At 47.9% G+C, this 24,738-nt stretch carries 26 protein-coding genes and 1 riboswitch; of the genes, 21 read left to right on the top strand and 5 right to left on the bottom strand.

Annotation, left to right across the window (positions count from 1 at the left end; genetic code table 11):
• Window positions 1-237 precede the first annotated feature (237 nt).
• Genes ACRRNK_RS20985 through ACRRNK_RS20955 form a run of 7 tightly spaced genes read left to right on the top strand, consistent with a single transcriptional unit; the run spans window position 238 to window position 8,216 of the window.
• Window positions 238-1,644, top strand: coding sequence for a polysaccharide deacetylase family protein (locus tag ACRRNK_RS20985; RefSeq protein WP_433944529.1), 1,407 nt, complete (start codon window positions 238-240; stop codon window positions 1,642-1,644).
• Window positions 1,641-3,128 (top strand): glycosyltransferase, encoded by a 1,488-nt coding sequence (locus tag ACRRNK_RS20980; protein ID WP_433944528.1) that lies wholly within the window; start codon window positions 1,641-1,643, stop codon window positions 3,126-3,128. Before ACRRNK_RS20985 ends, ACRRNK_RS20980 begins: the two co-directional genes overlap by 4 nt.
• Window positions 3,125-4,402: an O-antigen ligase family protein gene (locus ACRRNK_RS20975; protein ID WP_433944527.1), complete on the top strand. Its 1,278-nt coding sequence runs from the start codon at window positions 3,125-3,127 to the stop codon at window positions 4,400-4,402. The genes ACRRNK_RS20980 and ACRRNK_RS20975 overlap by 4 nt, the downstream gene beginning before the upstream one ends.
• Complete coding sequence (locus tag ACRRNK_RS20970; protein WP_433946965.1) at window positions 4,377-5,489, top strand: glycosyltransferase; 1,113 nt, start codon at window positions 4,377-4,379, stop codon at window positions 5,487-5,489. The genes ACRRNK_RS20975 and ACRRNK_RS20970 overlap by 26 nt, the downstream gene beginning before the upstream one ends.
• Complete coding sequence (locus ACRRNK_RS20965; RefSeq protein ID WP_433944526.1) at window positions 5,455-6,645, top strand: glycosyltransferase family 4 protein; 1,191 nt, start codon at window positions 5,455-5,457, stop codon at window positions 6,643-6,645. Before ACRRNK_RS20970 ends, ACRRNK_RS20965 begins: the two co-directional genes overlap by 35 nt.
• Window positions 6,642-8,078, top strand: a complete 1,437-nt coding sequence (locus ACRRNK_RS20960) for a sugar transferase (protein ID WP_433944525.1) — start codon at window positions 6,642-6,644, stop codon at window positions 8,076-8,078. Before ACRRNK_RS20965 ends, ACRRNK_RS20960 begins: the two co-directional genes overlap by 4 nt.
• Before the next feature lie 12 nt (window positions 8,079-8,090).
• Window positions 8,091-8,216, top strand: a complete 126-nt coding sequence (locus ACRRNK_RS20955) for a hypothetical protein (RefSeq protein WP_433944524.1) — start codon at window positions 8,091-8,093, stop codon at window positions 8,214-8,216.
• A 15-nt stretch (window positions 8,217-8,231) separates the two neighbouring features.
• On the opposite strand, the gene ACRRNK_RS20950 is transcribed toward ACRRNK_RS20955, so the two are convergent.
• On the bottom strand, window positions 8,232-8,438 hold the full coding sequence (locus ACRRNK_RS20950) for a hypothetical protein (protein ID WP_433944523.1): 207 nt from the start codon (window positions 8,436-8,438) through the stop codon (window positions 8,232-8,234).
• Between the two features lie 41 nt (window positions 8,439-8,479).
• Here ACRRNK_RS20950 and ACRRNK_RS20945 point away from each other — a divergent pair, with 41 nt between their 5' ends.
• The 4 genes from ACRRNK_RS20945 (at window position 8,480) to ACRRNK_RS20930 (ending at window position 12,354) form a co-directional block, all read left to right on the top strand.
• Window positions 8,480-9,502: an LCP family protein gene (locus ACRRNK_RS20945; protein WP_433944522.1), complete on the top strand. Its 1,023-nt coding sequence runs from the start codon at window positions 8,480-8,482 to the stop codon at window positions 9,500-9,502.
• 117 nt (window positions 9,503-9,619) lie between these two features.
• Window positions 9,620-10,549 carry an NAD-dependent epimerase/dehydratase family protein gene (locus ACRRNK_RS20940; RefSeq protein WP_433944521.1) on the top strand — a complete coding sequence of 310 codons (930 nt, stop codon included), beginning with the start codon at window positions 9,620-9,622 and terminating at the stop codon, window positions 10,547-10,549.
• A gap of 326 nt (window positions 10,550-10,875) precedes the next feature.
• Entirely contained in the window at window positions 10,876-11,610 is a 735-nt protein-coding gene (locus ACRRNK_RS20935) for a Na-translocating system protein MpsC family protein (RefSeq protein ID WP_433944520.1), read from the top strand.
• 213 nt (window positions 11,611-11,823) lie between these two features.
• The gene (locus ACRRNK_RS20930) at window positions 11,824-12,354 is read left to right on the top strand and encodes a hypothetical protein (protein WP_433944519.1); all 531 of its coding nucleotides are present in this window, start codon (window positions 11,824-11,826) and stop codon (window positions 12,352-12,354) included.
• A gap of 346 nt (window positions 12,355-12,700) precedes the next feature.
• Here the strand turns inward: ACRRNK_RS20930 and ACRRNK_RS20925 are convergent, their stop codons facing one another.
• Window positions 12,701-13,219, bottom strand: a complete 519-nt coding sequence (locus ACRRNK_RS20925) for a cupin domain-containing protein (protein WP_433944518.1) — start codon at window positions 13,217-13,219, stop codon at window positions 12,701-12,703.
• 114 nt (window positions 13,220-13,333) lie between these two features.
• Between ACRRNK_RS20925 and ACRRNK_RS20920 the strand changes: the two genes are divergently transcribed.
• From ACRRNK_RS20920 to ACRRNK_RS20905, 4 genes are all read left to right on the top strand, one after another.
• A complete protein-coding gene (locus ACRRNK_RS20920; RefSeq protein WP_433944517.1) occupies window positions 13,334-13,543 on the top strand; it encodes a DUF378 domain-containing protein in 210 nt (69 codons plus the stop codon).
• Window positions 13,544-13,746: 203 nt separating this feature from the next.
• Window positions 13,747-14,316 (top strand): hypothetical protein, encoded by a 570-nt coding sequence (locus ACRRNK_RS20915; protein WP_433944516.1) that lies wholly within the window; start codon window positions 13,747-13,749, stop codon window positions 14,314-14,316.
• A gap of 203 nt (window positions 14,317-14,519) precedes the next feature.
• Entirely contained in the window at window positions 14,520-15,287 is a 768-nt protein-coding gene (locus tag ACRRNK_RS20910) for an ABC transporter ATP-binding protein (protein WP_433944515.1), read from the top strand.
• Window positions 15,281-17,764, top strand: coding sequence for an FtsX-like permease family protein (locus tag ACRRNK_RS20905; RefSeq protein ID WP_433944514.1), 2,484 nt, complete (start codon window positions 15,281-15,283; stop codon window positions 17,762-17,764). Before ACRRNK_RS20910 ends, ACRRNK_RS20905 begins: the two co-directional genes overlap by 7 nt.
• A 5-nt stretch (window positions 17,765-17,769) precedes the next feature.
• Here ACRRNK_RS20905 and ACRRNK_RS20900 read toward each other — a convergent pair whose 3' ends face one another.
• On the bottom strand, window positions 17,770-18,003 hold the full coding sequence (locus ACRRNK_RS20900; protein WP_433944513.1) for a hypothetical protein: 234 nt from the start codon (window positions 18,001-18,003) through the stop codon (window positions 17,770-17,772).
• A gap of 127 nt (window positions 18,004-18,130) precedes the next feature.
• Between ACRRNK_RS20900 and ACRRNK_RS20895 the strand changes: the two genes are divergently transcribed.
• Window positions 18,131-18,727 (top strand): hypothetical protein, encoded by a 597-nt coding sequence (locus ACRRNK_RS20895; RefSeq protein WP_433944512.1) that lies wholly within the window; start codon window positions 18,131-18,133, stop codon window positions 18,725-18,727.
• A gap of 455 nt (window positions 18,728-19,182) precedes the next feature.
• Here the strand turns inward: ACRRNK_RS20895 and ACRRNK_RS20890 are convergent, their stop codons facing one another.
• Window positions 19,183-19,902, bottom strand: coding sequence for a 3-ketoacyl-ACP reductase (locus tag ACRRNK_RS20890; protein WP_433944511.1), 720 nt, complete (start codon window positions 19,900-19,902; stop codon window positions 19,183-19,185).
• A 197-nt stretch (window positions 19,903-20,099) separates the two neighbouring features.
• A riboswitch (cyclic di-GMP riboswitch) is annotated at window positions 20,100-20,181 on the top strand.
• A gap of 102 nt (window positions 20,182-20,283) precedes the next feature.
• Between ACRRNK_RS20890 and ACRRNK_RS20885 the strand changes: the two genes are divergently transcribed.
• Together ACRRNK_RS20885 and ACRRNK_RS20880 are read left to right on the top strand one after the other, a co-directional pair.
• Window positions 20,284-21,276 carry a ketoacyl-ACP synthase III gene (locus ACRRNK_RS20885; protein ID WP_433944510.1) on the top strand — a complete coding sequence of 331 codons (993 nt, stop codon included), beginning with the start codon at window positions 20,284-20,286 and terminating at the stop codon, window positions 21,274-21,276.
• 36 nt (window positions 21,277-21,312) lie between these two features.
• Window positions 21,313-21,669 carry a hypothetical protein gene (locus tag ACRRNK_RS20880; RefSeq protein WP_433944509.1) on the top strand — a complete coding sequence of 119 codons (357 nt, stop codon included), beginning with the start codon at window positions 21,313-21,315 and terminating at the stop codon, window positions 21,667-21,669.
• 129 nt (window positions 21,670-21,798) lie between these two features.
• Here ACRRNK_RS20880 and ACRRNK_RS20875 read toward each other — a convergent pair whose 3' ends face one another.
• A complete protein-coding gene (locus tag ACRRNK_RS20875; RefSeq protein ID WP_433944508.1) occupies window positions 21,799-21,960 on the bottom strand; it encodes a hypothetical protein in 162 nt (53 codons plus the stop codon).
• 367 nt (window positions 21,961-22,327) lie between these two features.
• Between ACRRNK_RS20875 and ACRRNK_RS20870 the strand changes: the two genes are divergently transcribed.
• The 3 genes from ACRRNK_RS20870 (at window position 22,328) to ACRRNK_RS20860 (ending at window position 24,729) form a co-directional block, all read left to right on the top strand.
• The gene (locus ACRRNK_RS20870) at window positions 22,328-22,786 is read left to right on the top strand and encodes a DUF1641 domain-containing protein (RefSeq protein ID WP_433944507.1); all 459 of its coding nucleotides are present in this window, start codon (window positions 22,328-22,330) and stop codon (window positions 22,784-22,786) included.
• Between the two features lie 34 nt (window positions 22,787-22,820).
• Window positions 22,821-24,002, top strand: coding sequence for an NAD(P)/FAD-dependent oxidoreductase (locus ACRRNK_RS20865; protein ID WP_127198564.1), 1,182 nt, complete (start codon window positions 22,821-22,823; stop codon window positions 24,000-24,002).
• 250 nt (window positions 24,003-24,252) lie between these two features.
• Entirely contained in the window at window positions 24,253-24,729 is a 477-nt protein-coding gene (locus tag ACRRNK_RS20860; RefSeq protein ID WP_433944506.1) for a hypothetical protein, read from the top strand.
• Window positions 24,730-24,738 lie beyond the last annotated feature (9 nt).

Here is a 24,738-nt window from a genome sequence, read left to right as displayed (position 1 = left end):
CATGATTTGAAACCTCCTCCAGTTCGAGAGTTAAGGCTTCACCAGAAGCTTCTAAATGAGACACCCGGGCCTAGTGTTCGGCATGGTCCTACAGCTTCTTCATCCCCATAAGTACCTCCGGCGGGCCCATAACCTGAACCTTCTTCAGAACCTCTAGGAAGGCAACCGGCAAGGCCAGGGCCGGGCTCCTCCTCACTTAAAATATAAAGGAACGAGGGTAACGAGATTGCGATGCTAATGCTACGTTCTCCAATAGAGCGCAGGCCGGAAAGAGAATATATCTACCGGGTTATTCTGGAGGAATTTCTCGGCCTGGATTATTCCGTATCCTATGAAGAGCGGGAAGATATTGAGATTACCGGAGCCGGCAGCAAGGCAGATGCCTGTCTGATTCTTGCCGATGTGTTCCTTCGTACCCGAGAAGCAGATTGGCTTAAGCCCAGTTCGATGCCTAGGCTCCCTCTGGAAGAAGCGGTGGTTCCCGGATTTGGCTCCGTCCCGGTAATATACGGCAGGCCTAACCTTAAGGGGACCTTTATCCATACAGAGGAAAAGAAGATTACGTGCGGTATCGACCTGTTCGGCGGTGCATTCTTCATGCTTGCAAGGTACGAAGAGCTGGTTGTTCCAGAACGGGACCAGCATGACCGCTTCACAGCTTACAGCTCGGTTGCTTATCAGGCCGGATTTCTGGATCGTCCGATTGTCAATGAATACGTGGAGATTCTCTACGCCTGCCTCTGCCGGCTATGTCCGGAGCTGCGAAGGAAGGACCGTGAGCTCAGGAAGCTCATCAGCCATGATGTGGACGCTCCATTCTTCGTATATGGCCGGAGCTTCCTCAGTGTAGCCAAGGAGAGCGCCGGAGACATGCTCCGCCGCTTCGATACGGAATCGGCACTGAAGAAGGCCGGTATGCTGCGCCGGGGATTCCGTGACTTAAGCGCAGATCCTTTTAACACATTTGAGTGGCTCATGGACCTTAGTGAACAGCACGGGATTCGCAGCAGCTTCTACTTCATTACTCAGGAGACTCAGCCTGGGATGGATGGCAATTATCAGATGGCCGACCCGAATATTCGAAGTCTGCTAAGACAGATTCATAAGCGCGGGCACGAGATCGGGCTTCATCCTGCTTACCAGACGTATCTTAACCCGGAGCGAATTCGCAGGCAGTATGATATCCTGCGGAGCACCGCCGAGGAGTGCGGCATCTCTCAGCAGGTCTGGGGCGGCAGACAGCATTACCTCAGATGGCAGGCCCCGGTTACTTGGCAGCACTGGGAGGACGCGGGTCTGCACTATGACAGCACACTAATCTATGCGGATCTTGCCGGATTCCGGTGCGGGGTATGTTATGAATTCCCCGTGTTCAATCTGCTGACCCGGCAGCAGCTTAAGCTTCGCGAACGGCCTCTGATCGTCATGGATCAGACGATTGTGCACCAGAGCTACATGGGCCTGACAGGGGAAAAGGCGCTTCGGACCATTCTCCATTACTACGAGCAGTGTGCGAAATATCAGGGGGACTTCACGCTGCTGTGGCATAACAGCCAGCTTATGAGGTCCGCCGACAGGGAGCTCTATCAGTCGTGTCTTGAGAAGCTCAGCATCCACAATCCAAAAAGGGTGAGTGTCAAGTGAAAATCGCATACGTAATCCATTGGAATGAAGGTCCCCGAAGCGGTGTATTCAAAAAGGTAGTCGATCAGATCTCGGAATGGACGCGGCTCGGTCATCGGGTAACGCTCTTCCTGTTCACAAGCGGGACAGGGGAAGAGTGGGTCCATGAACTTGGCGGGGGAGAAGTGATTGCACAGTCCTATCAGGGGGCCTTGTCCCGCATGCTGGATTTCCAAAAGCTGGCCCAGCGGGTCCGGCAGTGGAAGCCCGACGTGATCTATCACCGCTTCGATCATTACTACTATTCCCTACCAGGGCTTCTTCGAGGATTCCCCTCGGTACTTGAGATCAACAGCAACGATCTGACGGAAATGAGGATGGACAAGGATCTGCGGTATCACTTTCACCGATTAACTCGCGCTTTGGTGCTGCGGGCAGCGGCGGGAAGTGTATTCGTAAGCAGGGAGCTGTCCGAGGTGCCGGAGTTCAGCCGCTATATACGGCACAGCATAATCATTGGCAATGGAATCTGTCTGGACGATTTCCTGGTGAGCAAGAGCTCCAGCAGCAAACAGCCAGAGCTGCCAGTCTCCGTACAGGCAGCAGCTAACGGCTACTCTGCGCGAGCAGCCCGGTTCGGGGAGACTTCCGGCCAACCCGAGGCTGCTGAGGGCTCGGTGGGACTGCTTGTTCAGGGTGAACCCCACCAGCCCGAAGGCGGGCAGCTTCATCATCCTGAGCTGACCCCTCAGTCCGGGCATATTGACCAGCCTAATCATCTTGAGCAATCTCATGGACCTCACCAGCCCGACCCTTCTTGGATTTATCAGCTCCAGGAGTCTGAACATTGCGAACAGTTTCATCATCCGGACCCGTCCGAGCAGCTGCACCACTCTCATCAGTCTGACCACCTTGACCAGCCTAACCAGCCTCAAGAGCTGGATGACCCCTCTGTACAGGGTCCTGCAGCCGATGCTGTGCAGCTCGTCTTCATTGGCTCGCCGGGTCAAGCCTGGCATGGTGTTGATGCGATAGCTGAATTAGCCAAAGCCAAGCCGCGATGGAGCTTTGATATCATCGGGGTGGATGCGGCTGAGCTGCCGGAGCCCGTACCCGCGAACATGATCTTTCACGGAAGGCTCGCCCGGAAGGAATATCAGCCGCTGCTGGCAAGGGCAGACCTTGCGATCGGGACGCTTGCACTCTACCGGAAGCAGATGAAGGAGGCTTCGCCGCTTAAGGTCAGGGAGTATCTGGCGAACGGCTTGCCTGTAATTACGGCTTATGAAGAGACCGACTTCCCGGAGCCGGTGCCGTTCATTCTCCAGCTGCCTAATAGCCCCGGCAATGTAAGGGACGGACTTGCGCAGATCGATGCTTTTGCCAGCGAGTGGCGGGGGAAGAAGGTTCCGAGGAGAATGATCGGGCATCTGGATACCCGGGTGAAGGAATCGCAGCGGCTCAGTTACATGAAGCTGATCAGAGAAAAAGGTGGGAGAACGTGAACGTGGAGCTCATTCTGATTCTCTTGCTAGTCTTCGTGATTCTGATCTTCGGTGTACAGTGCATTCTTCAGCTGGGACTTAAAATTGATGCGGGTTATGTGCTCGGCTTCAGCATTTTTTTTGATGCGATCGGTTACTTCTACAAGCAGTATATTCCCGTGAACTCCCTAATTCTTCTGGTCGGGGCTCCTTTGCTCCTTGTTGGTATTGCTCTACTCCAAAAGCCGGCAATTCTCAGGGATATGTTCAGCAATGGCGGCTTATGGCTCTGGGTTCTCTTTTTCGGCTATTGCGTCGTATCCTTTGCCTGGGCCTCCAGGAATTCCAGCGGCTTGTCCAAGGAACTCCTACTGATTACCAGGGCCGTTATTCCCGGCTTATACACCTATATCGTATACAAAAGATATGGCAAGCTTTCCTGGACCGTAGTTGCCCTGTTCGGGCTTGCCTATGCGTCCACCCATCTCATATTCGGTCAATATAATCCGGAATATCCCGGAAGATTGACGCTTCCCGGGGATAACCCGATCTTTAATGCCCGAATCTCACTCATGGCGGCCACGGTCGCGATCTGGGGAAGGAACATCCCCTGGCTCATTCGGCTGGCCACGTTAGCGGCAGCCCTGACCTCCGCGTTCGCCACGCAGTCCAGGGGACCCGTCGCCTCCTTTGTGGCTGCGAATCTGCTCATCCTGGCCTACTTCTTATATAAGAAGTATAAGAACGGAGAGTTCAATAAGCTGAAGCGGTATACCGCTGTACTAGCGGGAGCAGTCCTGCTGACTGCAGCCGCGGCCGGCCTATACTCAGATCAGCTGGGGCAGTGGGTTGGGAGCAGCCGGTTCACAGTGCTGTTCAGCCAGAGTCAGCTGAAGGGAGACGACAACTTTCTGGGACGCATGGATTTGCAGATCAAGGCGTTTGAGGTTTTTCAGGACCATCCCTTCTTCGGTTCGGGCCTTGGAGGCAACACCCCGCCTGTTCAGGATGAGTTCCCGCACAACGTCATTATTGAGATGGCCAGCGAGCTTGGTATTGCCGGGTTATTCATGTGGATAATAGCATATCTGTTCTCATTATGGTCGGCGCGGATACATCCGGTTCTGATGGTTCTGCTGATTCAGTCTCTCGGGTGCGCCCTGCTCAGCGGTGACTTTGGCTATAACTACGAGTATATGTTGATCGCGTTTGTGTCACTGGTATTCGTGCCGGCAAGGCGGAAGGGGGAGGCAGGAAGAATTGAAGAGGGTGCTCTATCTTATTACAGGGTTTGATTATGCCGGTGCGGAGAGCCAGCTCGTCCATATCTGCAGATCACTTAAGAGTAAAGGCTACCTGATTCAGCTCATCAGTATGGTTCGGCCCGTAGCTTATCTAGATGAGCTGGATGAGATGGGCGTTGAGGTGCTTACGCTGAATATGCGAAAAGGAATCCCCGACCCCAGGGCAATACTCCGTCTGCGTAGATTCATTCGTTCATTCAAGCCTGATGTTATTCACAGCCACATGGTTCATGCCAACCTGCTGGCCAGGGTAACCCGCTTATTCGTGCCCATGAAGCTTCTAATCTGTACCGCTCACAGCATTAATGAGGGGGGGCGGCTGCGGAACCTGCTCTACCGGATTACTGATCCGCTCTGTGATCTGATGACTAATGTTAGTCAGGAGGCGGTAGACCGGTATATCGAAATTAAGGCCGTACCCCGCCGCAAAATTATCTTCATGCCGAACGGCATCAATCTGGATCATTTCAGCAGATCGGGTCAGGACCGAATGTTTCTGCGCCGTGAGATGAATCTGGAGGGCAAGTTCACTTGGCTGGCCTTGGGCCGCTTGGTCCCGGAGAAAGATTACGAGACCATGCTTCACGCATTCGCCCTTGCGGCCAGGGCCAATCCAGCAAGCCGCCTCCTGATTGCCGGCATCGGCCCGGAGCGTTCCCGGCTTGAAGAGCTGTGCCGGACGCTTGAGTTGGAACAGTCCGTCCTGTTCCTTGGCATGCGTACAGACGTAACTCGGCTGATGAGTGCGGCGGATGGCTATTTGATGTCCTCGAAGTGGGAGGGTCTGCCGATGGTTCTGCTGGAGGCCTCTGCAAGCGGGCTGCCGATTGTGGCCACGGATGTAGGCGGGAATAAGGAAGTTGTGCATGAGGGCGTGAACGGATACTTGGCTGAAGCGTCCGATCCGGATCATTTGGCTGAGTGCATGATCAAGGTTATGGAGAAGCCGGAAGAAATACGGTCTGAAATGGGCAGTGCCGGAAGGGAATATGTTGGCGGTAAATTTAATATAAATACGATTGTTGAACGATGGGAGAACGTATATGGGCAAGAGGCAAGCAAGTCATACAGTTCCTAGGAAAGCCGCTTATGTGGCTACGGTATATTCACATCTAGCAGCGTTCCACCTTCCTTTCATGGAGGATCTCCGTCGTGAGGGCTTTGAAGTTCATGCCTATGGGGGCTCTGATCATAGACGGGAGAAGGTCAGAGATGAGGGATTCGAATGCAGGGACGTATCTTTCAGTCGCAGGCCCCTATCCTGGGGAAATTTGAAGGCTCTGTTCCAGATGATCAAATGGCTTGGCCGGGAGAGATATGATCTCATCCATGTACATACTCCGAATGCCAGCCTGATTACCCGGCTTGCGGCATTCCTGACAGGCAGCCGGGGCGTAGTATACACCGCTCACGGATTTCATTTCCATACCGGGGCTTCCCGGCTCGCCTGGTTGGTCTATTACCCGCTGGAGCGGCTTATGTCCAGATTCACGGATACCCTGATTACGATCAACCGGGAGGATTACGAGCGGGCCAGTGACTTTCCTGTGAGAGGGAACCTCATCTACCTGCCTGGGGTGGGTGTGGATGTCAGCTTGTTAAGTCCGCGGGCGAAGGTAAGTGCGGAGGATCTCCGGCATGCACTTGGGATCAAGAACCCTTCGCTGGTCGTACTCTGTATCGCTGAACTGAACCGGAATAAGAATCAACAGCAGCTCATACATGCGGTACATGAGCTCACACAGCGGGGAGTGCCCGTAACGCTGCTGCTTGCGGGTGTAGGGACTGAAGAGGCCAGCTGTATCAAGCTGTGTCAACAGCTTGGAGTGGAGGATCAAGTGAGGTTCCTCGGCTATCGTCAGGATATCCCGGAGCTGATGCAGGCAGCTGATGTGCTTGCTTTGGTGTCGAGACGGGAGGGGCTTCCCAAGGTACTGCTGGAGGGTCTTGCGGCCGGGAAGCCGATTCTCGTTACGGATGTGCGCGGAAGCAGAGACCTTGTTATTCATGGGGATAACGGATATGTAATTCCGGTTGACGATACCGGGGCGACAGCCGCCGCATTGCAAGAGCTGTATCAGGACCCGCAGCTCCGGCGGCAAATGGGGGAACGCAGCAAGAAGATGGCTTCCCGGTATGATTTGAAGCTAATCCGCTCGATGATGAGAGAAGTGTATGATGACCTTTTTGCTGAGGATAGAACTAGGGAGAGAGGAGCTGCCCGTTTCAGATGATCAGGCTGTTTCGGTTCAAGAGCATGAAGGTGTTTGTTCTGATGTTGGACTGCTTGTTTGTCTATGCCAGCTATTTGTTAGCCTACAAGCTCATATTTCAGGGAGATATTCCCCAGCAGGAATGGGGCTCCTTTCTGGATTACGCCCCCTGGCTTGGTCTGTTCACCGTGGTGTCTTACTATATGTTCTATTTGTACGATTTCGCAGGGCGTCAGAAGCCCGGAACCTATCTGTATAATTTGGTCCTTGCTCATCTTGTATTTGTTGTCGAACTCATCGTGCTGAATTATTGGCTGAAGACCTTCAGCTTGCCCCGCAGTGTAGTTATCGTTGCTTTCTTCACCCAACTTCTCCTTACCTTTGGCCTGCGTCTGCTCATCTTCTATATACAGTCTCGGGGAATCGGGCGCAAGAGAGCTATGGTTCTGGTAAGCCGGGAGCATTCAGACCTCAGTGGTCTGGAGCAAATGCTCAGTAAAGGGAGTGCCTGGCTGGATATTCAATACGTTATCGCCATGGGCCAGGATGAAGAGAACACGCCGCTTGGCAGCATGTGGGAGAGTATTGACGTGGTCCTTCTAGCTCACGATCTGCCTGCGGATACCAAGTCATCTCTCATCCGAGCTGCAGGGACCAGGCAGATCGAGGTCCTTCTCATTCCTGACTTCTACGAGCTGTCGCTCGTCAATGCCGAGCCCCAGCAGCTTGATGATCTGATGGTCTACTCCATCATGCCGCCGCACTTGACGCTAATCGAGCGCGCCATGAAGCGGTTGGTCGATCTCTTCATCTCTTCCCTGCTGCTGCTGGCCGCTTCCCCCATCATGCTGCTCATGTTCATTCTCATTCCGATGACTTCAAGGGGCAAAGCGCTGTTCGTTCAGGAGCGGATAGGGCTTCATGAGAAGCCTTTCCATCTTCTTAAGTTCCGCAGCATGATCGATAATGCGGAGCAGAGTACAGGGCCGGTTCTCGCCGGGGACCAGGATGCTAGAATTACGAGACTTGGCCAGTTCATCCGGGCCACCCGGATTGATGAGCTTCCCCAGTTAATCAACGTTCTTAGAGGGGATATGAGTCTGGTTGGTCCCCGTCCCGAACGCGCCTTCTTCATCTCTATGTTCAAATCGGAGCTGCCGCATTATACGTACCGGCTTATGGTCAAGCCGGGACTGACAGGTCTTGCCCAGGTGAAGGCGAACTATACGACCTCTCCAGGGGATAAGCTGCGCTACGACCTGCTGTATATCAAGAATTATTCCCCGCTGCTCGATTTACGCATTCTGTTCCAGACCATTATGGTGGTGCTGAAGCGGGAGCAATCCCGGGGCATCATGGCCGAGACGAAGTCTGCCGCAGGGCTTGGCCTGGAGAAGATACTGAACACCACAGTACCTGAGCTTCCAGCCGCATCGAAACGGCTGCATGGTTAAGGTGAGGGCTCTTTGTATATATGGGCGCAGGCTGTCAGGCTGAACCAGAAGAATCCGACGAACAGCAAGAGCCAGAAGAGCCAAAAGAGCCAGAAGAGCCAAAAAAGCCAGAAGAGCCAGAGGAGCCAGAAGAGCTAGAAGAGCTAGAAAGAGCTAGAAAGAGCTAGAAAGAGCTAGAGGAACAAGAAGAACAGCAAGAACAACAAGAACAACAAGAACAACAAGAACAACAGGAACAACAAGAACAACCAGCAGCTCCAGCAAACCCAGTAAAACCAGCAAAACCAGCAAAACCAGCAAGTCCGGCCTAGTCCGCCTTGGAAAACCAATCAAGGCCGAATAGGCTTGCTTCCGGTCCATGAATACCGCTTGTTTTAGGAAGAAGGAGGTAAGGGCGAAAGATGAGAAGACGCAGAGTATATGTGCTGATAGCCGGGCTCCTGCTCTGCACAGCCCTGGGTGGTTATGCCTTCTACTGGTCTCTTCAGCCTGCGCAGCATTTCCGTCATGCGGAGATTCCCGTGCTGGCTGCTCCGGACCCGGACTCAAATGCGGGAGCGGGCAGCCGTAGCGCGGCCGCTGCAGGCACCGGAACAACGGCAGCTGCTGCCTCCGCGGAGCATTCTCGGATGAATGCAACGGAGAAGCCGGCCCTGGAACACACGAATCTTAATATTCTGATCCTGGGCATTGACGCCAGGGGTAGTGAGGATTCCCGGACAGATGTAATGATGCTGGCGAAGGTTAACATTGATGAGGGCAAGGTTAGTCTTGTCTCTATTCCTCGGGATACGCGGGTTAAGCTGCCGGGAGTGGGATACACGAAGATTAACCATGCCCATCTGCTCGGAGAGCTTCACGGCGGCAATCATGAGGGAACGAAAGCCTCGCTCCAGGCCGTCAGCAATTTGTGCAGCTGTTCGATCAATTATTATGTGAAGACCAATTTCGTCGGATTCGAGCATTTCATTGATACTCTTGGTGGACTCGATATCACGCTTCCCGCTCCCGTGAAGCTGACCTATGCCCACCTGACGCTGCCTGCGGGCGAGCAGCGGCTTAATGGGGATTTGACACTAAAGCTTGTACAGGAGCGCCATTCGCTTGCGGAAGGCGACCAGGGCCGTCAACAGAATCAGGCTCTTGTGCTAAAGAGCGTCCTGCGAACGCTGCTGCAGCCGGGGAATCTTGCGAATCTTCCGGCTCTCATCAAGCAGGTGAGAGAGGACATTGTGGATACGAATCTGAACGACAGCGATATTTTGAGCTTATCCCTGCTGGCCAAGGGGATGAAGACAAAGGATATGAAATACTATCAAATTCCCGGACATAGTGATAAACTTTATGATCCTTTGGTTAAGAAAGACCTATACTACTGGATTCCCGATTTAACGCAAATGAAAGAAATATATAGCATGAAATAAAAAAGTCATATTTTCATTGCTGTATTCATACATTGAATCGACTCACATGAAAGAGAGAGCTGCGAGGCTTCGCTCATTTCATGTTCATGTACCTATAAGAATGGGAGAGTAGATTTAATGAAGATCGCAGTAACAGGCGGAGCGGGGTTTATCGGAAAGCATACGGTTGAGCAATTGCTGGAACAGAACCATCAGGTCATCGTAATCGATTATTTGGAGGACGGGACGAAGTCATACTTTGACGAGAGAGTTACCTTCTATCAGACAGATATCGGCTCGGGAAATCTCTCTCAGATCTTCAGTACGGAGCGGCCAGATGCCGTTATTCACTTGGCTGGTCAGATCAGCGTACAGCGCTCCCTGCACAATCCATACCTGGATGCACAGATTAACATTCTGGGTACAGTCAATCTGCTAAAGCAGTGCGTGGATTATCATGTCCGCAAAATTGTCTTTTCTTCTTCAGCAGCAGTCTACGGTAATCCCCTCTATCTCCCTATTGATGAGAATCATGAAGTAGACCCTCTCTCCTTTTATGGACTCTCTAAGCTCGCCACGGAGAAATATATTGAGTCCTTTTCCCGTCAGTATGGGCTCGATTATGCCATTCTAAGATATGCTAACGTGTATGGCCCCGGTCAGACGGTGAAGGGAGAAGGAGCGGTAGTCGCTTCCTTTGTAGACCGGATGCTGGGGGGTGAGCGTCCTGCCATTTATGGGGACGGAGAGCATTCCAGAGACTTCATTTTTGTAAAAGATGTGGCTGCAGCCAATGTAGCCGCCCTTTGGCGTGGGTCCAGACAGGTGATGAATATCAGCAGTGGGAAGCCGCTGACGATTCGTGAATTGTTCGAGATCCTGAGCGATCTGAACAACCTACATATAGCTCCAGACTATCAGGCGGCCAGAGAGGGAGACATTGTTCATAGCCTGCTGAGCAATGATAAGGCGAGAACGCTGCTGGATTGGGAACCCGTTCATACCATCGTGGACGGACTGCAGATGACCCTGAATGAATACTCACTTCACAAAGCGGCGGTACGCTAGAACATATGGGACTAAAATAGTTCTTATTGATGTGTTTCTTCTCGGCAAAATGTGCTATGATGGTTGGGACTACGTGTATAAGTTAGTGATTTCCGAGGCTAACCCTAATGCTCGTTGTTCTTGGATTGACGGACAGAGTCTCATTAACAGAGTGTGAACTTTATAGTGTCAGGTAAATGAATGAATCTATCTTAGGATAAAAGTCAATTTCATGGCCTAACTTCTCTATGAACAGGGATGTTAGGTCTTTTTATGTTTGCTAAGGGAGGGATAGAATGACTCGCTGCGGCTTTTAAGCAGGAAGCCTGGAACATAGCACAGCCTGGTTGAGCAAAGCTAAGGCGAGTCAGTTGTTAATGGACCAATTACAATCTCAGCAGCTTTGTCAGCTAATCGCAAGCTTTACAGGGAAAGTATTTAGAGAGCACTTCGGCAAAGGACCTGAATCCGTTGTCGTCTCTATAAGTCATAAGTTCACCACGATTTACTTGAGAAACTTCCTGATCAATTCAGAGCGTGTATTGCTGGAACAGAATCATGAACCCATTATCCGTCAAATAAGAGACCAGATTATGCAGCGGGTCATACCCGAGATTACGAGCTATCTTAAACTTGTCCTCGGCATAGAGCCGGAGAAGCTTCATTATGATTGGGAATTCGGCAGCAAGAACGGAATGCTGGTTGCCATCTTCCCTGAAGTGATAGGCCTAAATGAACCGCAGCCCAAGGAATACCCTGGGAAGTCAGAGACCGAGCGTGAAATGGTACGGATCAGCGGACGCGTGCAGAAGGAGCCGCTTGAGATTTCCTCCTACGAGATTAACCCGAGAACACTGTTAGTCCTTCGCAGAGGTGTCCTCGGTGAGCTGGAGAAGGAATTGATCCGGCTGGAGCGTGGAGAGATTTTGCGGGATGTGAAAAGGCGACTCGAGAAAGGTTACATAACAGGCAGCAGTCAGATCAGCAGTTCCTTGGGCCGGACCATCGCAGAATGCTTCATGGACTGGGATGAGGAGCTGGACCAAAGTATTACCGTAATCATTACAAATCCGCCGCGTTAGGCGGATTTTTTGTTAGGGAGGCTATCTGTTATATAAATTGAACTTATTTAGTTCATTCCATATACTTATGACAAATCAGGCGTTTCTCTGTAACGATATTGTGATTCATTTCCGGATTCACACATATATAATTAAAGATAAGATCGATCAGGCGTTTGAAGAGCGCAGAATTGGTTATTGAATGGTATACCAATAAGAAACAGGCAGGGATGCATGGTGAAGAGATCAGCAGCATTAATATTTACTTTACTCAGCTTAGCCGTATTTACCGTATTTAGTACGTCCGGTACAGCATCAGCAGCAGGAGCAGTGACCAAGGATGCAGTCAAGACGCAGACGAGGACCGTATACATTAAGCAAATGAAAAGTGTGGATGGCAAGGTGCGTATTACCGTAGATCCGATCGGCTGGTATATGGGTAAGGACGCAGATATTAAATTCAAGGAGCGCGAGCCCAAGGCGTACAAGGAGATTGGGGGAGCCCCGGATGGCTACTACATTACCAATGACAGCAAGCGCACGGTCAGCTATCCGGTAGCAGCGAGCGCGAAGGTTATGATGCAGATTTATGACCGTACTGGTAAAGTGGAGGACATTGACCTCAAGTGGAATGAGCATGTCTCGCTCAAGAAATTCCAGTCTATCTACCGTAATACCAAACTTATGGATATAAGAGAATTTCCTTATCACATTACGATTAAAGATGGTCAAGTGATCAAGATCGTTCAGCAGTTTGTCCCTTAAGAAAGCGAATATAAACAGGGTCGTCCCAAAAGGGGCGGCCCTGTCTTGTGTGATATTCATGTGGTAAGAGTTCGGCTCGCGTTCGAACGGCTCCGAGAAGAACGTTGCTCCCATCGCTTATTGTGTTCGGATATCCTGAATGATCGATCAGCGGAAGATATCCGAACACAAAGGCGAGCGCTGTCGCTTGTCCGCAATCGTTCTTCTCTCCGCTGGCTACGGCGGAATGACTCACCAAACTGCAAAAGAAGCCGTTCCTTGGCACAATGGAATTGGACCAACCCTTCCTATGCTTACCTCTGAATATCTGCATGCGCCGGTCAAGTATTCCTCACGGACAAGTGGTTTAACCCCGATGGGTTCCTCTCCCCCACAGCCTGTGCACAGGCCCAACTTTGCCATAGACAGGGTCCGTATCCGGAATCGGCACCTTGGGAATCTCGGCCAGCGCCTTCTGCCGATCCTCTTGTGTTCCTCTGCGCGTGTTATACTCCATGCCGCCTGGATAAGCACCGACAATCTGAAAGTCTGGGCTTGCGGATAACCTCTTGTGCCCGGTTCCGGCTGGAAGCAGGACGACATCCCCGGTATTCAGCTGCACCTGTTCCTCTTGTTCGCCGCCGAGCTGTACCAGAGCAGTCCCGCGGATAACCCCCAGCACTTCGTGGCAGTTGCTGTGGTAGTGGTGATAATCGAATACGCCGTTCGTCCAGCTGTTCAGCCAGCCATGGGAATTGAAGATGGCCTCGGTCTCATGGGGGTTATTCTTAAAGGCTTCGGGATAAACAAGGACAGGTAGATCCGGGTGGTTGGGAATGATCCCGTCGTCACTGAACTGATAGGGGACTGCTTTTAGGTTATTCATGGTTATTGCTCCTTCCCGTATAGGTATTGAATACGTTTAAGAAAGTCTCTGTAGGGTAAAGATAATGCGTGAAGATACCTGCTGTGCAAATAGAACAGGATAGGGGGTTAGAATATGAAAACATTAGATGTAGTTGCTCTTGTCCTGCTCATCGTCGGCGGACTCAACTGGCTTCTTGTAGGCTTGTTCAAATACGACCTGGTTGCTGCGATCTTTGGAGGAGCGGATAGCGGGATATCCAGGCTGGTATATGTGATTGTTGGACTGTGTGCACTGTACTGCATTAAATTTATCGCGGGCGTAAGCGACCGTGAAAGAGCGTAGCCGATTGAAGCGGCTCCCGTTAAGCAGATAGTTAAACAAGCATCGCACGATGCAGCCTTAGTTCGGTCTTCTACCGGACTAAGGTTATTTAATTTTTCTAAGTAAGTTACTGGAAGTCCAACCCTTAATAAGTTGTATAATGAAATTATATCCTAATTTTGGAGGGGGAATTATTTTTAAATGCTTAATAAGGGAGGGATATTATGAACCATAAAAGGGTCTTAATTGGTGTTGTTTTAATAGTTGTGCTTATCTCTACCTATGCATGGTTAACTAGACCCAAGCCTACACTGCATATTCATCCAGATGATATTGTGGTTCAAGCTTATCTGAACGACGTTAAACCCACCACCAAAGTTCCCATCCCGAATTACTACTCCAAATATATAGAGATGAAAATTGATAATAAAAAGAAATCGCCCTCATTTAACCCATATGATTATACGATCAGAATATATCCGGTTTTTGCATACGATCCACTTACATCATGGACGTTTGAAAATGCCAGTTACGATGACTTTTCCCTCGGCATCGATTCAGTAAGTCAGGCCCTTGTTAAGAGAGAAGTGGAAAAGGCAGGATTTGCTGAACAACGGGATTTAATTAGCCATCAAGTTGGCTTTTCATACTTGAAGGATAAATATCCGATTACATCAAAATTTTTTATTCCCAAGGATGAACATATGCCAGATACATACAACACATTTGTCGTAGTGACTTATATTCAACGTTCAGGAAATCTTAGTTGGTCGAAGACGATCCCTCTAAATTGATGTTACTAGACTGACCAGCCAATTGCGTCGGGTTCATAATTACGTTTTCTTGTTTTTTTAATCCTTCTTTGGTGCAGAATTAGCCATAGAGTGTTTTAATAGCTTTTGATAAGTGCCCCACCATAATCCCAAGTTCAACTCTTTTCCCTAAAATGGTATATTATGTATTAATTGTGCTAAATCGTTGAATGGGAGGAAGTTATTTGACTAATCATAACATCGTCTTATCTGTTGAGAACCTATCTAAAACTTATAAAAACATTGAACACGAAACTCATGCCTTGAAAAATGTATCATTTCAATTACGTCAAGGCGAATTCCTCGCCATTATGGGAACAAGCGGCTCTGGTAAAAGTACATTGCTGAATATTTTAGGTGCTTTAGATGAACCCACTCAAGGGAAGATTAGACTGCTTGGTGAAGAAATGAACAATATGTTCACAGAACCTTACGCTTCGCAATACCGCGGCGATTATGTTGGGTTTGTGTTCCAATCGTATCACCTGCTCAAAGATTTAAATGTCGAAGAGAACGTAAGCTTGCCGTTGATCCTTAAGGGGATCGAGAAAGACGAAATCATCGGTAAGACAGCCGAGGTATTAGAGCTTGTAGGCTTGACCCAATGGAGATCGCATCGGCCAATACAGCTCTCAGGCGGACAGCAGCAGCGTGTTGCTATAGCTAGAGCCATCATCTCATCTCCGCCTATTGTTCTAGCGGACGAACCAACTGGAAACTTGGATTTCAATACATCTTCGGAAATTTTAGATGTCCTAGTAGAAATGAAGCGGAAATTAAATCAAAGCATCATACTCGTTACGCATGATCCAAGGGTGGCTACCTATGCGGATAGAGTTATTTTTTTTCATGATGGGCAAATCGTTGACGAGTATGTTTGCGAACATCATCATTTGGATGTCGAAGTGATATTAACGAAATTCAAAAATATGATGGAGATGACCCGATGTTAAGTTCAATGAAAGGGCTGAATGTTCGTTTCTTCAAATATAATAAATTCATTACGGTAACTTCCATTATCGGTATCGCATTGTCCATTTATTTAGTTGTTATTATGACTCTCTTTTCTTATAACGCTAAAGCTTCGGTCAATCAAGAGTTTAAGCAAATATATGGGAATATGGACATGTCTGTTGGCTATGATACTGGCAAAATAAAAGTAATAGATAAGTCGCTATACGATACTATCTCCTCGCAAGCCGGAGTGAAAGAGGCATCACCAGTATTAATTTCTCGGCTGCCTATCGAACATTTAAACGCAGATATCTACACAGTAGGCGTAGGGAATGACGAGCTAGCTAAAAGCAGATATCATTTTCATGAAAATATAAGCAATAGCCAAGTCATTCTAAATAAATCATTGGCTGAGACGTTAAAAGTTAGAGCGGGTAGTGTCATTTCTATTGAAAATCGACAGTTCGTAGTTAAAGAGATTATTGAAGATTTAGATGGCGTTGGAGTAATGCCTGATCTATTCATCCTCCCGCATACTACCCTAACCGATATGCTTGAACGCAGGCCGGATACCAAGAATACTTTTGCAACCTACATTTTGCTTAGTAAAGCAGGAAATAACAATGTGTATTCCCTTGCTGAGAATATCCGCCTTATAGATAAAGATTTAAGAGTAGATGTCGCAGAAGAAAATGAAGCGCTGAAGCAAAATTTAAGTCAATTAAATTACTTTATGATCATCCTGTCCATCTTTTTGCTCGTTGTCACATCTTTATTTATCATCTCGAACTTTGAGGTGCTTTTCTACAAGTATAAAAATCAATTCGCCATTATGCGATCGCTAGGGGCGACAACAAGGCAAATATTCGATATCGTTCTGCAGCAAAGCGTCATTATTAATATATGTGGAACAGCTTTTGGATTCCTTTCTGCTGTAGCGAGTTATCAGTTGTTGATGAAATATGCTGCTTCTTTATTCTCAATTAAGATATCGGTAGTACAATTTCCGTTATTTCAAACAGTGACCATAACTTTGTGCTGCATGGTGCTGCTTCAAACTTTATTGTTAGTCCCATGTTACCGATATGGAAGGATTCTACCAGTAAGGATGATGCAAGAAAGCGAGAAGATCGACTTCTCTAACCAGAAATTACGTAAAGTTATTGGTTATTCATTAGTTGTCTTATCTCTATGTTCGATCGTGCTTGGTCTAACAAGCTCATATGGTACGAGAGCTTTAGATTTATTATTGGGCGCACTGTTTGTAGTTTTTGGAATTTTTATTTTGTATCCGATTTATATGAGAGCAATACTTACCAAACTTCTCCCATTATTCAAGAAGGTACTAGGAAATTCGTCTTATGTTGCTGTTAAGAATGTCATTCCTCAAATACGCAAGAATACGTTTATTACGTTAGCCATAGGCGCCATGATGATTATTAACATTTTTGGATCATCGTTGCTAAAGACGTTGGAGCTGAATAATGATCAGTATTTAAGAGATCAATATGTAACGAATGTAGTCCTTACTAATCGTTCGACGGATTCCAATCAGGCAGCCTCAGAAATTCGAAATGAGCTTCACCGCTTGTTCGACAGCGAGAATGCAAGTTTAGTAAGCAATGAGAATTCGGTTGTATTAAGTACGAATAAGACCAACAATTATGCTTCTGGTTATAGTCTGGTAGACCTTGATGAGATGAAGAAGCAAGGTCTTGTTAAAGACGAAATGGATCATGCAGATAATGGTATCGTTATTACGAGAAAGCTCGCAGATACACTAGGCATTGAAAGAGGCGATCAGCTTAATGCCGCTCTATATCCTATCGGGAGTGGGGAGAACATTCCCGTAGGTAAACTAACCGTTGAGTATATTACGGATAAGCTTCCTGGTACTTATGCTGAAATTTATATTGATTGGAAGAATTCAAAATTTCACTTCCCCTATATGAAGATAGACAGAGTTTTTATAGGAGCACATCAACTATCTGAAATTACTCCTAAAATTAACACTTTAAAAAAGCTTTATCCTGAATTTAAAGTCCATACCTTTGAAGATGCCTTACAAGAGTCAAAACAGATGTTTCAGCAAAGATGGTTCCTCTTTATTGCTGTAATGGTCATTGTGATGCTCAGTGTTATATTGGGCGTGATAAATTCGTTAATCAATAACATTCACACCCGGAGGAAGGAGTTCGCAATATTACGCGCCTTATCTCTAAGTAAGCAGGGGCTAATTAAAGTCATTTTGACACAGGTATACCTATATCTGATTAGCGGCCTTATTCTTGGCATTACAACCGGCCTATTGTTAACCTACATTGTTGGTCTAATTGACGGAGTGAGATATGATTTCCAATCTATTATCCTTGTGAGCGGGATTATTATGGCCATTGCTTTAGTGGTCTTCACTCCATTTGCCACTCATATTGGAAATAGAAAGATTATTGGGGAATTGGCTCAAGATAATAAATGACGGGTTCACGTCAAGAATAGCTTTTGGCTATAATATGACCTCTTAGTTAAGAGCCGCTGATCAGCGGCTCTTTTGTTCTTTGCAGCGGATTCTTTGTCCAATCCGCAGTCTATACTAAGACACGGGCAGGTAAGCTTAGGTGCGGCGAGAACGAACTCCGCCACATCCTTAAGCTGGATCATTCGGTCTTCATCGCCAGTCTTGAGTCCGGCATTAGGGCGGTAATGTGAATGTTGCATTTATGAACCTCCTGTGCCAAGCCATTCGGCATGCGGGGCTACCTCTTAATAAGTAGTATAATGTAATCATATCCTAATGTTGGATACAGATTCATGTTGAGCTTTCTTGATAAAGAGGGAGGTTATTTTGATCCATAAAAGAGAAGTTTTTAGTGGTACTGTTGTTCTATTAGTCGTACTTATCTTTACATCTGTATGGTTAACCAGAAGCAGATCGGTATTGTATATACAACCAGATGATATTGTGGTTCAAGCTTATCTCCAAAATGTAGATCCCAACTCGAAGCTGCCCGACACCGATATACCAACCGAGACGTTCTACAAACAGGTTATCCAGATGAAAATTGATAATGAAAAGAAAACCCCGCTGGCTAACGATAATTACACGATCAGAGTATATCCGATTTTTGCCTATTCCCCACTTAGATCAGGAGTGCATGTATCTGGCAATCCAGATGACTTTTCTATCGGCAGCAGCTCAGCGAGTCTGGCCCTTGTTAAGAAGGAGGTGGAGAAAACCGGATTTGCTGGTCAGTGGGATTTAATTAAGAAAGCCATGGGCTTTGCCTACTTGAAGGCCAGCTATCCGATTACACCCATGTATTTCACTCCGAAAGATGCGCCTCTGGCGAGTCCGGACAATACTTTTATCGTAATGACTTATATGCAGGATTCAGGGGGCCTTAGTTGGTCGAAAAGAATTCCGCTGACGGTTCAGAAATAGGCATGACCGCTTAAGAAGTCATCTATATAAGCAGGAGACACAAACAAAGACCGTATCCATAAAAAGGAACGGTCTGATATAATAGGCGTGTACAACACGCCTTGAGTGGGTGCGTCTTCCTCTGGAAAGGAGGTGAGGCGTATGAACTTCTCTTTTGCAGATGTCATTGGGTTTGCTGCGTTTATTATCGCGCTGCTGACATACATCGAACGAAAAAAGAAGTAACCTGCTCCAGGTCGGCAAACCGTGCAGGTCACTTCTTCCGCTTATAACTTCTTAACTGTGGAGGAGTAACCCCACTCAAGTTGTTGTACAGGGGACTGGTCGCCACCGGTCCCTTATTTCATAGTATCTTACGTCTGTTATCTTTATACCCATATTACTACACGGTGTTAGCATTGACAATGAGACAACCGAATATTTCACAGTTCTATTAGGTAGAACCAGATCAATTTTTATTGCGGATTAGTCGTCCAAATCCCGGCAGTCTTCAGGAAGACGCGGGCAGGGAGCTTCAGCGCGGCGAGAACGAGATCTGCCACATCCTCAGGCTGCATCATCCGGTCTTCATCGCCGATCTTGAGTCCGGCATTCGAGGCCAGGTCGGTGTTGACCGTGCTCGGCGTCAGGGCGGTGACGCGGATGTTGTGCTTGCGAACCTCCTGTGCCAGCGACTCGGTCATGCCCATGAGGGCGAATTTGGAGGCACAGTAAGCTGAGCCTGTCGCGAAGCCGCGCTCACCCGCGGTAGAGGCCACGTTGATGATATCGCCGCTGTTTTGGGCAACCAGATCAGGCAGAACCGCACGGGTGACGTTATAAGTCCCCATCACGTTCACATCCAGGATTCTCTTCCACTCCTCCGGATCCATCTCCAGCAGGGTTCCGAACTTGGCGATCCCCGCATTGTTGATCAGGATATCCACGGATCCAAGCTCCTGCTTGATTTTGGCTGCGGAAGCTTCTGCCTCGGCAGAATTGGAGATATCCGCAGGGGCGATGCTGACCTTGATTCCATACTGGCTCCGCAGCTCCTGGGCGAGGTCTTTCAGATCCGATTCGGTTCTGGCAATCAGGCCAAGATTCACGCCTTCTTTAGCCAACGCGATGGCTACTGCTCGTCCGATCCCTTTTCCCGCACCTGTAATCAGGGCATTCTTCCCGGTAAGTTCCATCTTGAATCACTCCAGTCTATTCATTAGTTCACATCTATAATAATACCCTGAACACATGGGCTTTTACACTTTCCTGGATAGGAAGCGGATTAGGGTTAGAAAGTCTAGGGAAATTTTATGAAAATTACTAGGGTATTATTTACAATGCAGGAAGTTCGAACTATAATAGAATGGCGAAACAGGTCGAAAACTCTCTAACTTGAAAAAGGCAAACTTGCTGAAAGGCAAGGACGCAAAGCCACGGGTCTAAGGCATACGCTAAGACAGCCGGTTACCAGCAGGAGGATGAATACTAGGTTTATTACCTCAGGTCTACTCTTAGGAGTAGGCCTTTTGTCTGGCTTCAATAGGAGAGACCTGCTATAAAAGGAGGTCAATCACGTGCAGCAGGTTCACATCAAAGGAATTGCAACCTACCATCCACCTACGGCCTATGACAATGCTTATTTCGTCGAGCATTTTAACAAGATGGGCCTGGAATCGGAAGGTCTCATGAATCATCTTGGGAGAAAGACCAGATATCTGGTAAGCACCGAGGATGAGAATTCACTAACTATGGGGATAGCCGCAGCGAAGAAGCTGCTTACTGAATCGAAGGTAGGTGCGGAAGAGCTGGACATGGTGGTATTCGTATCTGACACACCTGAATACACCTACCCAAGCAACGCCTTGTTGATTCATAGAGAGATTGGGGCGGTCAATGCCCACATTGTCTATGATCTTAATACGAACTGCATCGGTATGCTCACAGCCATGGATCAGGTACGACAGTACCTTTCGGGGAACCGGTTCATCAAGCGTGCGCTCATTGTAGGCAGTGTGCATGTCAGCAATATTGCCCGTAAGGACGATACCGTAGTCTATCCGAATTTCTCGGATGGAGCGGCAGCGGTCATCTTGGAGAAGCAGGAGCTTCCGGGAGGCTTTCTGGACGCGAACTATAAGACGGACTCCAAGCTTGGGGATACGGTAACTTTCCCGGCTGTCGGCCTGTCCAAGATGTTCAGTGAAGGAGTTCAGGAATCGGATAAGAGACTTCGCTTCATTCCTCATGACGTCAGCTATTTCTCTGATGAGTGGAGAGATATGATCTCGGTCATGCTGGAACGAAACGGATTGGATGCCGCGGGTGTCAACCACTGGCTATTCTCCCAGTTCTCCCGTCCGGAGATCGAGGAGACGCTGGTGAAGATGAATGCGGGGCTGGACAAATATACATTTGTCGGAGAAAAATACGGTTATACCGGGGTAACGAGCCCGATCTTTGCGCTGGAGGAAGCGCTTGAAGCCGGCAAAATCTTACCTGGAGACAAGGTTGTCTTCTGCTCGGTAGGAATCGGTTACACCATGTCCGCACTTTTATATGAATTTTAACATATAGACTATATCTTGTTATGAAGGAGAAACATCATGTTTAAATTTGAGAAGAAGCAAGCCGAGAAGGCACTGGTTATTACAGTAGGGGGCTTTATGAAGCCTGATGAGGCCGAAGCGTTCCTGAAGGAATATGAGGAGAATGTGAATTCCATCCATCCATCCGAATACAATCTGATCATTGATTCCACAGATCTGTCTGTATCCAAGCAGGACATGCTGCCCGTGCTTGAGGGCTGCTTCAAGCTATATATGTCCAACGGATTCAAGAATATTCTGATGATCAATCCATCTTCCGTCATTGCCAAGAATCAAATGCAGAAGCTGGCCCAGTCGATCTCCTATACCGGAATATTTATGGATACGCTGGAAGAGGCATACGCCTATAACTAGACAGCACCAGCGGCCCTGCTCTGAGAAGAGAGGGCCGTTTATTTTTTGATCAAAATGTGTGCGGTACACGCATACCTTGCAGGGTTCAGGGAAACATAAAGTACCGGGTAAATATACAGGGTGCAATTTTTATTTTGGGCGTTTCTTGGTGAATTTGGAGGCCCCTGTAACAACGAAATAAATGCCCATTACAGTGAACAGGGATGCAACCAGTCGGTATTCATACAGAAACGGGACAAGCGTGAACAGTACAATGGCAAAAAGAAGGCGGAGTATAGCCTCTTGTTTCATAAAATTGTAACGCCTCCTTGAATTGATTTTTCCACATGTATCATGCACATTATGAACAAATTGTAGCATGTCTACGCCAATTTTCATTGCGATATTTAAAATATCGTGAAATTTCTTTTTCAGTTCTTTGACAAGTGGTGTAATATAGAAGTATAGAGTTCCGTTTCGGCCTGTTCAATTTTTCGGAAACGTTAAGAAATGGTCCCTTCCCTTATATAGGTCAATCAACTGACCTTTGGGAAAGTAAGGTCTTTCGCAGGTATTACGTAAATAACGGACTACTATACAGAGTGAACCTAGGACAGGTAACCTGATTCTTGTTCCAAAATTCACGCTGTATAATTCAATGTAAAGGAGGAAGTTCCAAATGTCACAAACTTCTAATCAACAAGAGACATCTGCTGCTGAGGAGGCAGTTGCTGCTCAAGCGGTATCTCCTGAAGCTGGCAGAGAATTGCTGGATCAGCTGATGAAGCCGGAGGTACAGCAATCCCTATTGGTGCTGGTAGACCAGCTGCCTAAGCTCACCGAAATGATGGGCGCTCTTACTACAGCTTATGACTTCGCACAAAGCATTGCCAAGGATCCAGTGTTCGTTAACGACTTGAAACACGGGTTCGCAGAATTCGCTACTCCGGTAGTGGGTAAAGTTAAGGGAGTTGCAGCTGCAGCAATCGAAGCTAATGAGCGCGCACAAGCCGATACTTCAACCATCGGCGTATTTGGTCTGCTCAAAATTCTTAAAGATCCGAATGTGCAAAAATCGCTTCGTTTCACCCAGGCTTTCCTGGACACGTTGAACGATCGTCAAAAAGGACAACGTTAATCTAAACTAACACAATTCAGAACGGAGGATGGATATGTCGAAGCAAATTTTGATTTTGGGCGGCGGCTACGGCGGATTGCTAAGCGCATTGACTGCACGTAAGTATCTTGATGCGAATGAAGCGAACATTACCGTAGTTAACCGTTACCCTACACACCAGATTATTACTGAACTTCACCGCCTTGCTGCAGGCAATCTTCATGAGAAAGCAGTAGCACTTCCGCTTGAGAAGCTGCTTAAAGGCAAAAATGTGAATTTGGTGATCGATACAGTTCAAACTATTAAGCCGGATGACAAGCAAGTTGTTCTTGGCAATGGAAATACCCTCAGATACGATGCGCTTGTTATCGCACTGGGCAGTGAGACTGCTTTCTTCGGAATTCCTGGACTTCAGGAGTACAGCTTCACTTTGAAATCTGTGGATGATGCGAACCGGGTTCGCGCTCACGTGGAAGAAAGACTTAACGCATACAAGCAGTCCAAGAACAAAGCGGATGCTACATTCGTAATTGGTGGCGGCGGCCTGACAGGTGTTGAGCTTGTTGGTGAATTCGCGGATGAGCTTCCTGAGATCTGCCGTCAAAAAGGTATCGATTTCAATGAAGTGTCCTTGTACTGTGTTGAAGCAGGTCCTTCGATTCTGGCAGGATTCCCGCCAGAGCTTGTGGAACGTGCGACAACTAGTCTTGAGAAGCGCGGTGTTCAGTTCGTAACTGGCGTGCCAATTACAGAAATGAAGCCGACATCCGTAATTCTAAAAGATGGACGTTCAATCGAAACTTCTACACTGGTATGGACAGGCGGCGTTCAAGGGAACTCCGTTGTTGCTAACTGTGGCATCGAAGTTAACCGCGGCCGTGCATCCGTTACCGAATCTCTGCAATCGACTTCCCACAAAGATGTATTCATCGCTGGGGACAGCGCGGTTGTCATTCCAAGCGAAGGCGCGCGTCCTTATCCGCCGACAGCTCAGCTGGCATGGCAAATGGGCGAAACCATCGGTTACAACCTGTCTGCTATGATCAAAGGCGCTCCATTTGAAGCGTTCAACCCTGTATTCTCCGGTACGCTTGGAAGCCTTGGTCGTAAAGACGGCATCGCGATGCTGGGTGCTAACCAGACCCGCCTGAAAGGAACTCCGGCTTCCTTGATGAAAGAAGCAAGTAACATCCGTTACTTGTCCCATATCCATGGCCTTTTTGCCCTGGCTTATTAATCCATTGTTTATCTCTTCAAGAAGAAGAGCACGCCCGCGTGTTCTTCTTTTTTTGTTGTTTTGGGACTGTAGTCCTTTTTTTGACCGATCATCCCTATATTAAAGAAATTCAGAAACGCAGCAGTATGATTTTTCCAACGTCTACGGGCTTTGTTTAGGCTGTACTTAGTGGTACATTAATGTGTAATAGTCATATGGAATGAATCAAAAATGAGGGGTGTTTTGTTCAATCCATATAGGAGGTATGATCATGTATTCTGGCAAACAAGATGACAATTTACATATAATGACGTATACACTCAATAGCGGCGTTAAAGGAACGGTTCCTCTCTCCGCTGCTCAAATCGGTGAGTGGCTGGACAGTTATAGAAGCAATACCAAGTTTGTAACTGAGATTGGCAAAGAATTCTTCGGACTAAATCCTGAATTGGTGGCGGATTTCAAGGTGCAGAATGTATTCTCCAGCTACCGGGAAGTGGTCCTTCCCAAGCAGCAGGAAGTCGTCTACAACAGACTTTCAGAGGAATTCAAGAAGAATTCGGTATGGATTCATATCGACTGTAAATGCGGTACGACGTATACAACGGAATCTCCTTATTACCGGACCAAATGGTACTGTACGAAATGCAAGGAGATCGTATTCCTGGACAAGAAGAAGCCGCTGGTGAAGACGAACAAAGGCGATGCCCATTATATGACGAACAAGTACCTGGTAGACAGGGATTAAGAGGAATAT

The sequence above is a fragment of the Paenibacillus sp. SN-8-1 genome, assembly GCF_050995535.1.
Classification (GTDB): domain Bacteria; phylum Bacillota; class Bacilli; order Paenibacillales; family Paenibacillaceae; genus Fontibacillus.
Note: the sequence above shows the minus strand (reverse complement) of the source record. Positions and strands in the feature narration are given on the sequence as shown.

What these genes read in the sequence shown, in the direction of transcription:
- ACRRNK_RS20985 (WP_433944529.1), top strand. Translation starts at nt 238, where the DNA reads ATGCTACGTTCTCCAATAGAGCGCAGGCCGGAAAGAGAATATATCTAC.
- ACRRNK_RS20965 (WP_433944526.1), top strand. Translation starts at nt 5,455, where the DNA reads ATGGGCAAGAGGCAAGCAAGTCATACAGTTCCTAGGAAAGCCGCTTAT.
- ACRRNK_RS20960 (WP_433944525.1), top strand. Translation starts at nt 6,642, where the DNA reads ATGATCAGGCTGTTTCGGTTCAAGAGCATGAAGGTGTTTGTTCTGATG.
- ACRRNK_RS20950 (WP_433944523.1), bottom strand. Translation starts at nt 8,438, where the DNA reads ATGGACCGGAAGCAAGCCTATTCGGCCTTGATTGGTTTTCCAAGGCGG.
- ACRRNK_RS20945 (WP_433944522.1), top strand. Translation starts at nt 8,480, where the DNA reads ATGAGAAGACGCAGAGTATATGTGCTGATAGCCGGGCTCCTGCTCTGC.
- ACRRNK_RS20940 (WP_433944521.1), top strand. Translation starts at nt 9,620, where the DNA reads ATGAAGATCGCAGTAACAGGCGGAGCGGGGTTTATCGGAAAGCATACG.
- ACRRNK_RS20930 (WP_433944519.1), top strand. Translation starts at nt 11,824, where the DNA reads ATGGTGAAGAGATCAGCAGCATTAATATTTACTTTACTCAGCTTAGCC.
- ACRRNK_RS20925 (WP_433944518.1), bottom strand. Translation starts at nt 13,219, where the DNA reads ATGAATAACCTAAAAGCAGTCCCCTATCAGTTCAGTGACGACGGGATC.
- ACRRNK_RS20920 (WP_433944517.1), top strand. Translation starts at nt 13,334, where the DNA reads ATGAAAACATTAGATGTAGTTGCTCTTGTCCTGCTCATCGTCGGCGGA.
- ACRRNK_RS20915 (WP_433944516.1), top strand. Translation starts at nt 13,747, where the DNA reads ATGAACCATAAAAGGGTCTTAATTGGTGTTGTTTTAATAGTTGTGCTT.
- ACRRNK_RS20905 (WP_433944514.1), top strand. Translation starts at nt 15,281, where the DNA reads ATGTTAAGTTCAATGAAAGGGCTGAATGTTCGTTTCTTCAAATATAAT.
- ACRRNK_RS20900 (WP_433944513.1), bottom strand. Translation starts at nt 18,003, where the DNA reads ATGCAACATTCACATTACCGCCCTAATGCCGGACTCAAGACTGGCGAT.
- ACRRNK_RS20890 (WP_433944511.1), bottom strand. Translation starts at nt 19,902, where the DNA reads ATGGAACTTACCGGGAAGAATGCCCTGATTACAGGTGCGGGAAAAGGG.
- ACRRNK_RS20880 (WP_433944509.1), top strand. Translation starts at nt 21,313, where the DNA reads ATGTTTAAATTTGAGAAGAAGCAAGCCGAGAAGGCACTGGTTATTACA.
- ACRRNK_RS20875 (WP_433944508.1), bottom strand. Translation starts at nt 21,960, where the DNA reads ATGAAACAAGAGGCTATACTCCGCCTTCTTTTTGCCATTGTACTGTTC.
- ACRRNK_RS20870 (WP_433944507.1), top strand. Translation starts at nt 22,328, where the DNA reads ATGTCACAAACTTCTAATCAACAAGAGACATCTGCTGCTGAGGAGGCA.
- ACRRNK_RS20865 (WP_127198564.1), top strand. Translation starts at nt 22,821, where the DNA reads ATGTCGAAGCAAATTTTGATTTTGGGCGGCGGCTACGGCGGATTGCTA.
- ACRRNK_RS20860 (WP_433944506.1), top strand. Translation starts at nt 24,253, where the DNA reads ATGTATTCTGGCAAACAAGATGACAATTTACATATAATGACGTATACA.